The organism is Streptomyces narbonensis (assembly GCF_014649015.1).
Taxonomy (GTDB): Bacteria; Actinomycetota; Actinomycetes; order Streptomycetales; family Streptomycetaceae; genus Streptomyces; species Streptomyces narbonensis.
The window spans coordinates 18,795-31,824 of sequence record NZ_BMSF01000019.1; the positions used below are offsets into that span (position 1 = coordinate 18,795).

A 13,030-nucleotide genomic window follows, 5' to 3' on the forward strand; every position below is an offset into this window, starting at 1 on the left:
TGACGGATCGTCAATTGGCGGGACCCTGTTGGCAGCCCGGGCACCAGTACGTGATCCGCTCGCCGAGCTCCGCCTTCCGGATCCGGGTGCCGCAGCGCAGACAGGGCTGTCCCCCGCGGCCGTAGACATGGAGCGGGGTGCCGGGGCGGCGCGTCGTGGTGGTGCGCCGGTCCGGTCGGTCCTTGTTCGCCTCCAGGAGGCGGTGGGCGGTGGCCACCAGACGGTCCGGGACGTCGGGGGCGAGCTCGCCGACCGGGAGCCAGGGGGTCACGGCGGCCAGGAAGGCCAGCTCCGACTTGTACACGTTGCCGATGCCGGCCAGGTTGCGCTGGTCGAGCAGGGCCTCGCCGAGCGGGCGGTCCGGTGCGGCCCGCAGTCGGCGCACGGCCTCCTCGGGGTCCCAGTCGGGGCCGAGCAGGTCCGGTCCGAGATGGCCGACCGCGCCCGCCTCGTCCGCGGTGCGGATCAGTTCCAGGACCGGGAGCCGGTAGCCGTACGCGGTGGACTCGGTGTTTCCGAGGATCGCCCGGATCTGGTGGTCGGGGCCTCCGCGCGGGCGCTGCCCGGTGGCGTACACCCGCCAGGCGCCGTCCATCCGCAGATGCGAGTGGACCGTGAGCCCGCCCTCGATGCGGGCGAGGAGGTGCTTTCCTCGTGGGGTGACGTCGAGGAGCGTGCGGCCGGTGAGGTCGGCGGTCGCGAACCGGGGCACGCGCAGGTCGGAGCGGGTCAGGACCCGCCCGGCCAGCGCGGAGTGCAGGCGGTGGGCGGCCTGCCAGATCGTGTCTCCTTCGGGCACGGTTCCATGATGCCGGGTGGCTGGGGCCGGTGGGCGGGGCTGGGCGGGCGCGACGGGAGGGCAGGGGCTGGGCCGGCCTGGGCTGGGCTGGCGCGACGGGAGGGCAGGGGCTGGGCCGGCCTGGGCTGGGACCTCGGTGGGTCGGTGGGTGGGTGGTGTCCGGTGGTGCCCGGGGGTGGGCGGTGTCCCGGGTCGGCGGGGCTTTGCGGCTCAGGCGCGGAGGCGGAGGCCTCTCGGGGTGGCCACGAATCCCGCTGCCTCCAGGGGGCGGGCCAGGGGGGAGGTCAGGGCCGTGGCGCCGTTGATCCGCTCCACCGTGACCGTGCCCAGCGAGCCCGCCCGCGCCGAGGCGGCCAGGGCCTCGGCCGCCGCCGTCAGGGCGGGATCGTCCGGCTCGGTCGGCCAGGAAAGCAGCGATTTGCCGCCCCGCTCCATGTAGAGCGTGAGCTCGCCGTCGACGAGCACCACCATCGAGCCGGCCTTGCGACCGGGCTTGTGACCGGCGTCGGTCGGCGGCTCGGGCCAGGACAGGGCCGCCCCGTACGCGTTCGCCGGGTCGGCCGCGGCCAGGACCAGCGCGCGTGGGCCGGCCGCCGCCTCCGCGCCCCGGTCGCGGGCCGTCGCCGCCGCCCGCAGCCGGTCCACGGCCCCGTCCATCGCGAACTGGGCCGCGCCCAGGCCCTCGACCACATAACCCCGTCTGGCCTGTCCGCTGTCCTCGAAGGCGGACAGGATGCGGTACGTCGCCGAGAAACCGCCCTCCACGCCCTCGGCGGCCACCGCGCCCCGGGTGACCACGCCGTGCCGGTCCAGGAGGGTACGGGCGAGGGCGTGCGCCCTGTGGGTCGGCTCCGGCTCGGGCGGTGGCAGCAGCGCCCAGCGGCCGGAGACCGTCGGCGGGCCCGTACGCGAGGCCGGGCGGGCGGCGGCGCCCAGCGTGCCGTACCGGCCGCGCGGCACCGTCCGGCGCGCGCGGTGGGCGGTCGCCCCGGCCGTCCGGCCGGAACCGAGGAGCGAGCGCAGCGGAGCGAGGGTGTCGTTGGTGAGCCGGCCCGACCAGGCCAGGTCCCAGAGCGCGTCCGCAAGCTGCGGATCGGTCGCGTCCGGGTGGGTCGTGGCCCGCACCTGGTCGGCGATCTGCCGGAAGAACAGCCCGTACCCGCCGGAGAGGATGGAGAGCACCGACTCGTGCAGCGCGGACAGCTCCAGCGGGTGCGGCGGCGGGAGGAGCAGCGGGGCCGCGTCCGCGAGGTAGAGCGAGACCCAGCCGTCCTTGCCGGGCAGCGAACCGGCACCGGCCCAGACCACTTCGCCCGTGGTGGTCAGCTCGTCGAGCAGCGCGGGGGAGTAGTCCCGCACGCGGGACGGCAGGATCAGCTTCTCCAGTGCGGAGGCGGGCACCGGCGCGCCCTGGAGCTGCTCGATCGCGCGGGCGAGGCCGTCGATGCCCCGCAGGCTGCTGCCGCCGAGGTGCTGCCACTGGGGCAGGAAGGTGGCGAGCGCCGCCGGGGGCACCGGCTCCAGCTCGTGGCGCAGGGCCGCGAGGGACCGGCGGCGCAGCCGGCGCAGCACGGCGGCGTCGCACCATTCCTGGCCGATGCCGGAGGGATGGAACTCGCCCTGGACGACCCGGCCGGCGGCTGCGAGTCGCTGGAGCGCACCGTCCGTGACGGCGGCGCCGAGCCCGAAGCGGGCGGCGGCCTGCGAGGAGGTGAACGGGCCGTGCGTCCGCGCGAAACGGGCGAGGAGGTCACCCAGCGGGTCCTTCACGGGCTCGGTGAAGGCCTCGGGCACACCGACCGGCAGGGCCGTGCCCAGGGCGTCACGGAGCCGTCCGGCGTCCTCGACAGCCGCCCAGTGGTCGGTGCCCCCGATCCTGACCCGGATCGCGCGCCGGGCCCGGGCCAGGTCGGGCGCCCAGCCCTCCTCCGCGCCGCGCTCGCCGAGCTCGGCGTCGGTGAGCGGGCCGAGGACCCGCAGAAGATCGGCCACGCCCTCCACGTCCTTGATCCGCCGGTCCTCCGTCAGCCACTGGAGCTCCTGCTCCAGCTCCGTGAGGACCTCCGGGTCGAGGAGCTCGCGCAGCTCGGCCTGGCCGAGGAGCTCCGCGAGGAGCCGGGAGTCGAGGGAGAGCGCGGCCGCCCGGCGCTCGGCGAGCGGTGAGTCGCCCTCGTACAGGAACTGCGCCACGTAGCCGAAGAGGAGCGAGCGGGCGAAGGGGGACGGCTCGGGGGTGGTGACCTCGACGAGCCGGACCCGGCGGGCCTCGATGTCGCCCATCAGCTCGGTCAGACCGGGGACGTCGAAGACGTCCTGGAGGCACTCGCGGACGGCCTCCAGGACGATCGGGAAGGAGCCGAACTCGCTCGCCACCTGGAGGAGCTGGGCCGCGCGCTGCCGCTGCTGCCAGAGCGGCGTGCGCTTGCCCGGGTTCCGCTTGGGCAGCAGCAGGGCGCGCGCGGCGCACTCGCGGAACCGGGAGGCGAACAGCGCGGAGCCGCCCACCTGGTCGGTGACGATCTGCCCGATCTCGCCCTTGTCGAAGAGGGCGTCGGCCGCGCCGACCGGCGCCTTGTCGGCGTCGTACGTGGTGTCCAGGTGCCGGCCGGGGTCCACCGGCTCGTGGTCGAGGAGGTCGAGACCCATGTCCAGACCCATCAGGTCGGCGTCCGGCAGGCGCAGCACGATGCCGTCGTCCGCATGCATCACCTGCGCGTCCATGCCGTACCGCTCGGCGAGCCGCGCGCCGAGCGCCAGCGCCCACGGCGCGTGCACCTGCGCGCCGAACGGGGAGTGGATGACGACCCGCCAGTCCCCGAGCTCGTCCCGGAACCGCTCGACCAGGATCGTCCGGTCGTCGGGCACATGGCCGCAGGCCTCGCGCTGCTCGGAGACGTACGCGAGGACGTTGTCCGCGGCCCAGGCGTCCAGGCCCGCGGCGATCAGCCGCAGCCGTGCGTCCTCCGGTCCGAGGGCGCCGAGCTCCCGGAGGAAGGCTCCCACCGCGCGGCCCAGTTCGAGCGGTCGGCCCAGCTGGTCGCCCTTCCAGAACGGCAGCCGGCCCGGCACGCCGGGTGCGGGTGAGACCAGCACCCGGTCCCGGGTGATGTCCTCGATCCGCCAGGACGTGGTGCCCAGCGTGAAGACGTCGCCGATCCGGGACTCGTACACCATCTCCTCGTCGAGCTCGCCGACGCGGCCGCCGCCCTTCTTCGGGTCGGAGCCGGCCAGGAAAACGCCGAAGAGGCCCCGGTCGGGGATCGTGCCGCCCGAGGTCACGGCGAGCCGCTGCGCGCCCGGCCGGCCCGTCACCGTCCCGGCGACCCGGTCCCAGACCACGCGCGGGCGCAGCTCGGCGAAGGCGTCCGACGGGTAGCGTCCGGCGAGCATGTCGAGCACGCCCGTGAAGGCCGATTCCGGCAGCGAGGAGAAGGGCGCCGCACGCCGCACCACGGCGAGCAGCTCGTCCACCTGCCAGGTGTCGAGCGCGACCATCGCGACCAGCTGCTGGGCCAGGACGTCCAAGGGGTTGGCGGGGATCCGCATCGACTCGATCGAGCCGGACCGCATGCGCTCCGTGACCACGGCCGCCTGCACCAGGTCTCCGCGGTACTTGGGGAAGACCACGCCCGTCGACACCGCGCCGACCTGGTGCCCCGCGCGGCCCACGCGCTGGAGCCCGGAGGCGACCGAGGGCGGTGACTCGACCTGCACGACCAGGTCGACCGCGCCCATGTCGATGCCCAGCTCCAGGCTGGAGGTGGCCACCACGGCGGGCAGCCGGCCCGCCTTGAGGTCCTCCTCCACCTGGGCGCGCTGCTCCTTCGACACCGAGCCGTGGTGGGCCCGGGCGAGCAGCGCCGGCGCGCCCTGCGCCGCACCCGACTGGGCCATGACCTCGGCCGGCGGAGCCCCTTCGGGGAGCGGCTCGCCGGTCGCCCGCTCGTACGCGATCTCGTTCAGCCGGTTGCAGAGCCGCTCGGCGAGGCGGCGGGAGTTGGCGAAGACGATCGTCGAGCGGTGGGACTGGACGAGGTCCGCGATCCGCTCCTCGACGTGAGGCCAGATCGACGGCTTGTCGCCGCCGTCCTTGCCCTCCGAGGCGGGGGAGCCTCCGAGCTCGCCCATGTCCTCCACGGGGACGACGACGGAGAGGTCGAACTCCTTGCCCGAAGGCGGCTGCACGATCTCCACCGCGCGGCCGGGGGACAGATAGCGGGCCACCTCGTCCACCGGGCGGACCGTGGCCGACAGGCCGATCCGGCGCGCGGGGCGCGGCAGCAGCTCGTCGAGCCGCTCCAGGGAGAGCGCCAGGTGCGCGCCCCGCTTGGTGCCCGCGACCGCGTGGACCTCGTCCAGGATGATCGTCTCCACCCCGGCGAGGGCCTCCCGGGCGGCGGAGGTCAGCATCAGGAACAGCGACTCGGGCGTGGTGATCAGGATGTCCGGCGGCCGGGTCGCGAGGCTCCGGCGCTCGGCGGCCGGGGTGTCGCCGGAGCGGATGCCGACCCGGATGTCGGGCTCGGGCAGCCCGAGCCGGACCGACTCCTGCCGGATGCCGGTCAGCGGGGAGCGCAGATTCCGCTCGACGTCCACGGCCAGCGCCTTCAGCGGTGACACGTACAGGACACGGCAGCGCTTCTTCGCCTCGGCCGGCGGCGGGGTGGACGCCAGGCGGTCCAGGGAGGCAAGGAAGGAGGCCAGTGTCTTGCCCGAGCCCGTCGGCGCGACGACGAGCACGTCGGAGCCCTCGCCGATGGCCTTCCAGGCGCCTTCCTGCGCCGCCGTGGGCGCGGTGAAGGCCCCGGTGAACCAACTGCGGGTCGCGGGGGAGAACGAGTCGAGCGCGGACCTGACCATGCCCCCCATCGTGCACCCGCCCACTGACAACCGCCCGGACCTGGGGAAATCCGCTCGTGGCCGCGAGAGGTGAGGGAGAGGCGGAGGGCGAGTCGGTGACAGGCCGGGACGGGCGCGGGAGAAGGGCCGGGGTGGGCGCCCGAGGGGGCCCCTGGCGCAGAATGGAGTCATGGCGAGTGGGGAGCGGGCACGGTACTGGCAGTACTCCGAGCTGCCCGGCGTCGACCTGCTGCACGCGCACTACATCCAGAAGGCCTTCGCCCGGCACACCCACGAGAGCTTCGTCTTCGCCGCGATCACCGAGGGCGTCGAGGCCTTCCACTACCGCGACGAGCTCGTCCACGCCGGGCCCGGGCAGATCGCCCTGGTCAACCCCGACACCTCGCACACCGGGCACGCGGGCGTGCCCGAAGGCTGGACCTACCGCACGATCTATCCGGACGCCCGGCTCGTCCGGTCGATCGCCGCCGACACCCTCGCGCTGCGCGGCTCGGTCGGCTTCACCTCGCCCGTCGTCGACGATCCGTACGCCGCACAGCTCGTCGTGGGCGTCCACCGGGCCGCCGAGGAAGGCAACGCGCTCGCCGCGGACAGCCTGCTCCGGCTCGTCACGGCACGGATGCTGCGCAGCCACGGAGGGCTGGTCACCCCGCTCCCGGCCCGTTCCGCCGGCGCGCGGAACGCGGCACGCGCGCGTGCCGTCCTGGAGGAGCGGATGGCCGACCCGCCGACCCTGGAACGGCTCGCCACCGACCTCGGCACCAGCCCCTTCGCCCTCCTGCGGGCCTTCCGCGAGGCTTACGGGATGCCGCCGCACACCTGGCTCACCGACGCGCGCGTGCGGCGGGCCAGGCGGCTGCTCGACGCGGGGACGCCCCCGGCGGACGCGGCCGTCGCCGTAGGCTTCACCGACCAGCCACACCTCAACCGGCACTTCACGCGAAGCGTCGGGGTGCCCCCGGGGGCCTACCAGCGGGCGCGGGGGGCACGAGGCGGCTCTACCGGCTCCCTTGGCTCCGGTGCCGAGGGCGGTAGCGCGGCCGACGGTGCAAGAACGTACAAGACCGGGCAGCGGCCGCGTACGTAACGTCGGCGACGTGGCAGAACAGACAGCACCTCCCGTCATACGCGACGACGGAGCGACGCGGGCGAAGCCCGACGCGGCCGTCGTCCGCGACGCCCTCGGTGTCGGTGTCGCCGTCGGGCTCTCCGGCTTCGCCTTCGGCGTGACCTCGGCCGGCGCCGGCCTCAGCCTCGCGCAGACCTGCGTGCTCAGCCTCCTCGTCTTCACGGGCGCCTCGCAGTTCGCCCTCGTGGGCGCGCTGGCCGCGGGCGGCAACCCCTTCACGGCCGCCGCCGGAGCCTTTTTCCTGGGCACGCGCAACGCCTTCTACGGGCTGCGGCTCTCCCAGCTCCTCGCCCTCCCGAAGGCGATCAGGCCGCTCGCCGCGCACTGGGTGATCGACGAGACGACAGCGGTCGCGCTCGCCCAGCCGTCCCGGCGGACCGCCCGGCTCGGCTTCACCCTCACCGGCCTCACGCTGTACGTCCTGTGGAACCTGACCACGTTCCTCGGAGGCCTCGGCGCCGAGGCGATCGGCGACACCACGGCCTGGGGCCTGGACGCCGCCGGGCCCGCCGTCTTCCTGGCCCTGCTCGCCCCGATGCTGAAGTCGGCGACCGAGCGCGCCACCGCCGGGATCGCCGTCCTGCTCGGCCTCGGGCTGCTGCCCGTGCTGCCGGCCGGGGTCCCGGTCCTCGCGGCGGCCTTCGCAGCGCCCTTGGTGCTGTGGTTCCAGGGCCGCCGCATGAGTACGGACGCACGAGAAGAGGACCCCCGATGAACGTGTGGATCGCGATCGGCCTGACCGCCGTCGGGTGCTACTTGGTCAAGCTCCTGGGCCTGCTCGTCCCCGCGGGCGCGCTGGAACGACCTCTCGTCCAACGGCTCGCGGCGCTGCTTCCCGTTGCCCTGCTGGCCGCGCTCACGGCGCAGCAGACGTTCAGCACGGGTGGCTCCCTCGTCCTGGACGCCAGGGCCGCCGGCCTCGCGGCCGCCGCCGTCGCTCTCGTTCTGCGCGCTCCGTTCCTGGCTGTCGTGGGTGTGGCTGTCGTCGTCACGGCGGGAGTAAGGGCACTGGGCTGGTGAAGCACCGGACCTGACAGGACAGGACCGGGCCGGACAGGACAGGACCGGGCCGGACAGGACAGGACCGGGCCGGACCGGACAGGACCGGGCCGGACAGGGCCGGGTCGGGCCGGGTCGGGCCGAGGGAGACCCGTCAGTCGAGCGGGCGGCCGTGCGCGCGGAGGGTGCGCAGCGCCTCGACGGTGACGATCGGGCGCCACTCCAGGGCCGTCCCGGGAGCCCAGGCCCGCCAGCGGATCGGCCAGCCGCCGTCCTCCTCCTGGTCGGCCGCGAGCCGGTCCAGCGAACGGGTCATCTCCTCCTCCGTGAACCAGCCGGCCGCCAGCGAGTGCGGCACGCGCGCGTAGTCGTGCGGGAAGTGGTGCTCGCCGAGCGCGTACCCGTCCGGGACCGGGTAGTCCTCCGACCGGTCCGGGTCCAGGACCACGAGCCGCTGCTCGCGCACCAGCCTCCCCAGCCGGTCGGCTGCCGCCTCCGCCCGCGGGCGGTCCGGGGCCCCGTCCAAAAAGGCGACGGCGGCCTGGACCTCGTACGGATGGGACTTCTCCAGCGACTCCACGGCTGCCCAGCAGTACTCGGTGGCCCGGAACAGCCACGCGTGCCACACCTGGTTGCGGTGGAGCAGCCCGACCACCGGGCCGGTCGAGAGCAGCGAGCTCGGCGGGGAGTCGACGACCGGGACGAACGGCGCCGAGGGGTAGCCCCGCTGGGAGGGGTGGATCGCCGGGAGCGCCCCGTCGTGCGTCGAGATGTCGGTGAGGTAGCGGCAGATCCGCTCCACGCGCATGCCGCCGCAGCGGCCGATCGACTCCAGGACCCGGAGCGCGTGCGCGGTGTGGAGGGGCTGGCTGACCGGTCCGCGCAGATCGGGTTCGAGGGCGTGCCCGTAGCCGCCGTCCGCGTTCAGGTACGCCGTCAGGGCCGTCTCGACCTGGTCCGCGCCACCGCGCAGGAAGTGGTACGCGAACCGCCGCTGTTCGAGGACGCGGGCCGTCAGCCAGACGAAGCGCTCGGCGCGGGCCAGGGGAGTAGGGGGCGGCGGAGAGAGGGGTTTTTCGGCCATGCTCCGACGGTAGGGCGGAAAGTCGCGGTGACAAGGCCTGCGGAGCGGGCTGCACTCTTGGGAGCGGGATACTGGCGTCATGCGGTTGACGATTTTCTGGGAGCGGATGGCGGACCACTTCGGTGCGTCCTACGCGGATTCCTTCGCACGTGACCATGTGATGGCGGAGCTTGGCGGGCGGACGGTGCAGGACGCCCTGGACGCCGGCTGGGAGGCCAAGGACGTGTGGCGGGCAGTCTGCGCCGCCGTCGACGTACCGGCCGACAAACGGTGAGCGGCCGGTAGCCGACGGGGTGACCGGTGCGGATGTGCGGGGTCCCGGGGGGAATGTCCGCGCGGTGCGCGAGACTGGCGTGGTGGCTCCGACTGACGACAGCGAAAAGACACCCCCGAGCGGTCCGACCGATGCGACCGGTTCGACAGGGCGGACCGAGCGCGAGCCGACAGGGCCGACCGGTCTGACGGCTTCCGTCGAGCCGACCGGTCCGACGGCTTCGGTCCAGCCCGCCGGTCCGACGGCTTCGGGCGAGCCGGCCGGTCCGACGGCTTCGGGCGAGCCGGCCGGCCCCGGAGGCGTGACCGCCCCACCGGCGGTTCCGTGGCAGGCCGCGCGGATGCCGCGCTGGCTGCCACGCGCGATCGTCCTGACCCTCGCGCTCTACGCCTGCTTCCTGCTGGGCAGCTGGGCCTTCCACCAGCTCGTCGGCCTGCTCGTCAACATCCTGCTCGCGTTCTTCCTCGCCCTCGCCATCGAGCCGGCGGTCGGGCGCATGGCGGCGCGCGGGATGCGCCGGGGTCTCGCCACCTTCCTCGTCTTCTTCGGCGTCCTCGTCTTCAGCGTCGGCTTCGTCGTCCTCCTCGGCTCGATGCTCGCCGGTCAGATCGTCGACATGGTCGAGAACTTCCCCAAGTACCTCGACTCGCTGATCAACTGGATCAACGAGAGCTTCCACACGGAACTGTCCAGGGTCGAGGTCCAGGACAACATCCTGAGCTCCGAGTGGCTGCAGAAGTACGTGCAGAACAGCGCGTCCGGTGTGCTCGACGTCTCGGCCACCGTCCTGGGCGGCCTCTTCCGGCTTCTGACGATCTTCCTCTTCTCGTTCTACTTCGCGGCCGACGGGCCCCGGCTGCGGCGGGCGCTCTGCTCCGTACTGCCGCCCGCCCGGCAGACCGAGGTGCTGCGGGCCTGGGAGATCGCGGTCGACAAGACCGGCGGCTACCTCTACTCGCGCGGCCTGATGGCGCTCATCTCCGGCGTCGCCCACTTCGTCCTCTTCGAGATCCTGGACGTGCCGTACGCGCCGGCGCTCGCGGTCTGGGTCGGTCTCGTGTCGCAGTTCATCCCGACCATCGGCACCTACCTGGCCGGCGCTCTGCCGATGCTCATCGCCTTCACCGTCAACCCCTGGTACGCGCTCTGGGTGCTCGGCTTCGTCGTGGTCTACCAGCAGTTCGAGAACTACGTGCTCCAGCCGAAGCTCACCTCGAAGACGGTGGACATCCACCCGGCGGTGGCCTTCGGCTCGGTCATCGCGGGGACGGCGCTGCTGGGTGTCGTCGGCGCGCTGATCGCGATTCCGGTCGTGGCCACGTTGCAGGCCTTCCTCGGCGCCTATGTGAAGCGGTACGACGTGACGGACGACCCGCGCGTCCACGGCCACAGGAGGTACGGCGAGGCGGTGGTGGCCCGGCTGCAGAAAGCCCTCCACCACAAGAAGGAGGGCTCCTCTGAGGGCTCCTCTGAGGGTTCCTCGAAGGAGTCCTGACGGGGGCTTGGGGGTCCCCCTGGGACCGGACTTCAGGTGGGACGCCCTCGTCGTGGCTCAGAGGTACGACGGGCGGGTGACCCGGTGCCGGAAGGCGTGCCAGGTCCAGGCCTGGACCGCCACCAGGAGCGGGGTGACCACGAGGAGAGCAGGGACGAGCAGGTCCAGCGTGGCGGGGGAGGCGGCCTTCTCGGCCAGCGGGAGTGCCGTGCCGGCCGCCAGTGGCAGCCCGCCGATGAGGACGCCCGTGAGGGCGAAGGGCTGCCACGGCCGTCCGGCGCGTCCGACGAGCCGGCGGGCCCGCTCGTACGGGAGTCCCGTGAGCCGGAGCGCGGCGAACCCCAGCCCGTGCGCGGCGAACAGGGCGGCCACGGCCAGGGCGGTGAGCACGGCCGTGACACCGGTCGCCGGTGCGTAGGGCCGTCCGGTGAGCAGGGCCGCGAGCAGCCAGCCCCAGGAGAGGGCGACCGTCCAGCTCCCGCACGTCACGGCGGTGTCGCAGGCGGCGCGCCAGCGCGGCCCGGGGCCCCGGCCGCGCGCCCAGAGCCCCACGTCCCGGACGATCCAGCCGGTCAGAAGGGCGACGAGCACCGGGGCCTGGCCGCTCAGGAGCTCTCCTTCGAGGGCGGGGAAGCAGCCGACGAGTACGCCCGCGGTGGCGACCAGCCAGACCTCGTTGCCCAGGAAGAAGGGCGCGAAGGTGGTGAGGACGAGGCGCCGCTCGTGATCCCCGCGGCCGAGCCACGGGGTGAGCATGCCGGCGCCGATGTCCGCTCCGGCGAGCACGAACCAGCCCGCGGCGAAGAAGGCGAGCAGGGCGATGGCCAGGGTCTCCACGGGGGCTCCTCGGGTCGGGTGGCGAGGCTCAGTAGCGCGGGGCGGGCAGTGCGTCCGAGGGGTCGGAGGAGGGCGGCCCCTCGCTCCCGCGCCCGTCGGCGGCGGCCGGTCCGGGATCGTCGTGCTCCGGTCTCGGCTCCGGACCGTCGTGCTCCGGTCCCGGCTCCGGACCGTCGTGCTCCGGCCGTTCGTCGTGGCCGAGCCCGGACTCCACCGGACCGCGGCGCGCGTGCCGGGCGAGGAGCCAGGCGTTGAGGAGGACGAGCAGGGCGAAGACCGTGGCGAAGACGGCGAGGGAGAGCCGCATGGTGCCGACGGAGAGGTCCGAGACGGCGTCCTCCGTCTTCAGCAGCCCGTAGACGACCCAGGGCTGCCGGCCGGACTCCCGGAAGACCCACCCGCTGATCATCGCGAGGTAGGGCAGCGGCACGGCGGCCATCAGGACGACGTGCCAGAACCGGAACCGGAAGACGACCTTCTTGAAGCAGGCCAGGATCACCCCGGCGAAGCACAGGTACATCATCAGGGCGAAGCTGATCAGCATCACCAGACCTCCGCCCCGCGTCCACGCCTCCGAGGGCACGTAGTCGCCGGGCCCGAAGCGGGCCGACAGCTCCGCCTGAAGCCGGGCGATCTCGGCCGCCTTCCCGCTGAAGACGGCCGACTTCATCGGCTGGAACGTGGTGAGGGTGGCGAACTGGATCCCGCCGAAGACCGCGGCGGCCATCAGCGCGGGCGCCGAGAGGAACACCCCGATCCGCAGGCTGCGACCAAAGAACTCCCACTCGGGGCTCCGGCGGAAGAGGTGGTAGGCGCTCACCCCGGCCATGAAGAACCCGGCAGTGAGCAGCGCCCCCGCGAGGACGTGCCCGAAGGCGAGGAGCGCCGAGGGGTTCGTCAGGACGGCGACCGGGTCGTCGAGGACGAGTTCGCCGTTCTCGGAGGAGTACCCCACGGGGTGGTTCAGGAAGCCGTTGGAGACGAGGATCCAGTACGCCGAGAGGTAGGCGGTGAGGGCGACGATCCAGATGGCGGCCAGGTGGGCCCAGCGGTTGAGCCGGTGCCAGCCGAAGATCCACAGACCGAGGAAGGTCGACTCGACGAAGAAGGCCACGATGGTCTCCACGGCGAGGGAGGCGCCGAGGATGTTGCCCGCCTCGTGGGTGAGCCCGCTCCAGGCCATGCCGAACTGGAACTCCATCACCAGCCCGGTGACGATCCCGACCGCGTAGTTGATCACGTACAGCTGGCCCCAGAAGCGCACCATCCGGGCGTCCTGCGGCTTGCCGCTGATCGTGGCCCGCGTCTGGAGCGCCGCCACCACGGTGACCAGACCCAGGGTGAGGGCGACGAAGAGGAAGTGGCCGCCGGCGGTGAGCGCGAACTGCAGCCGTGCGAGATCGAGTACGTCCTGATTCACCCCGTCAGTGTCGGTGTACGGTCACGGGCTCGGCATCGGCCCGGGGAGGGCACCTGCGGCCCCTGCCGTACCCCACGGGTTGTGCCGGTCCACGCGCGCGTACCCCCGGAGTTGTGGCTCCGGACCGCGCCCC

General features: G+C 73.6%; 10 protein-coding genes. 5 read left to right on the plus strand and 5 right to left on the minus strand.

The genetic code is table 11. From position 1 onward, the window contains the following. Positions 1–10: 10 nt before the first annotated feature. Together IE124_RS28830 and IE124_RS28835 are read right to left on the minus strand one after the other, a co-directional pair. Positions 11–799, minus strand: a complete 789-nt coding sequence (locus tag IE124_RS28830) for an Fpg/Nei family DNA glycosylase (protein ID WP_189511933.1) — start codon at positions 797–799, stop codon at positions 11–13. A 210-nt stretch (positions 800–1,009) separates the two neighbouring features. After that, positions 1,010–5,659 carry an Lhr family ATP-dependent helicase gene (locus IE124_RS28835; RefSeq protein ID WP_189511935.1) on the minus strand — a complete coding sequence of 1,550 codons (4,650 nt, stop codon included), beginning with the start codon at positions 5,657–5,659 and terminating at the stop codon, positions 1,010–1,012. A gap of 169 nt (positions 5,660–5,828) precedes the next feature. Here IE124_RS28835 and IE124_RS28840 point away from each other — a divergent pair, with 169 nt between their 5' ends. The 3 genes from IE124_RS28840 to IE124_RS28850 are packed head-to-tail and all read left to right on the plus strand — an operon-like array spanning position 5,829 to position 7,808. Continuing rightward, on the plus strand, positions 5,829–6,746 hold the full coding sequence (locus IE124_RS28840) for an AraC family transcriptional regulator (RefSeq protein WP_189511937.1): 918 nt from the start codon (positions 5,829–5,831) through the stop codon (positions 6,744–6,746). 10 nt (positions 6,747–6,756) lie between these two features. Beyond that, complete coding sequence (locus IE124_RS28845; protein WP_189511939.1) at positions 6,757–7,503, plus strand: AzlC family ABC transporter permease; 747 nt, start codon at positions 6,757–6,759, stop codon at positions 7,501–7,503. After that, positions 7,500–7,808 (plus strand): AzlD domain-containing protein, encoded by a 309-nt coding sequence (locus IE124_RS28850; protein ID WP_189511941.1) that lies wholly within the window; start codon positions 7,500–7,502, stop codon positions 7,806–7,808. The genes IE124_RS28845 and IE124_RS28850 overlap by 4 nt, the downstream gene beginning before the upstream one ends. A gap of 133 nt (positions 7,809–7,941) precedes the next feature. On the opposite strand, the gene IE124_RS28855 is transcribed toward IE124_RS28850, so the two are convergent. Continuing rightward, the gene (locus IE124_RS28855; protein ID WP_189511943.1) at positions 7,942–8,871 is read right to left on the minus strand and encodes a hypothetical protein; all 930 of its coding nucleotides are present in this window, start codon (positions 8,869–8,871) and stop codon (positions 7,942–7,944) included. A 79-nt stretch (positions 8,872–8,950) separates the two neighbouring features. On the opposite strand from IE124_RS28855, the gene IE124_RS28860 reads away from it, so the two are divergent. After that, entirely contained in the window at positions 8,951–9,145 is a 195-nt protein-coding gene (locus IE124_RS28860; RefSeq protein ID WP_189511946.1) for a DUF3046 domain-containing protein, read from the plus strand. Between the two features lie 340 nt (positions 9,146–9,485). Then, positions 9,486–10,640 carry an AI-2E family transporter gene (locus IE124_RS28865; RefSeq protein ID WP_189512069.1) on the plus strand — a complete coding sequence of 385 codons (1,155 nt, stop codon included), beginning with the start codon at positions 9,486–9,488 and terminating at the stop codon, positions 10,638–10,640. 57 nt (positions 10,641–10,697) lie between these two features. Here IE124_RS28865 and IE124_RS28870 read toward each other — a convergent pair whose 3' ends face one another. Then, entirely contained in the window at positions 10,698–11,477 is a 780-nt protein-coding gene (locus IE124_RS28870) for a cytochrome d ubiquinol oxidase subunit II (protein WP_189511947.1), read from the minus strand. Between the two features lie 28 nt (positions 11,478–11,505). Further along, on the minus strand, positions 11,506–12,897 hold the full coding sequence (locus IE124_RS28875; protein WP_189511948.1) for a cytochrome ubiquinol oxidase subunit I: 1,392 nt from the start codon (positions 12,895–12,897) through the stop codon (positions 11,506–11,508). Positions 12,898–13,030: the final 133 nt, after the last annotated feature.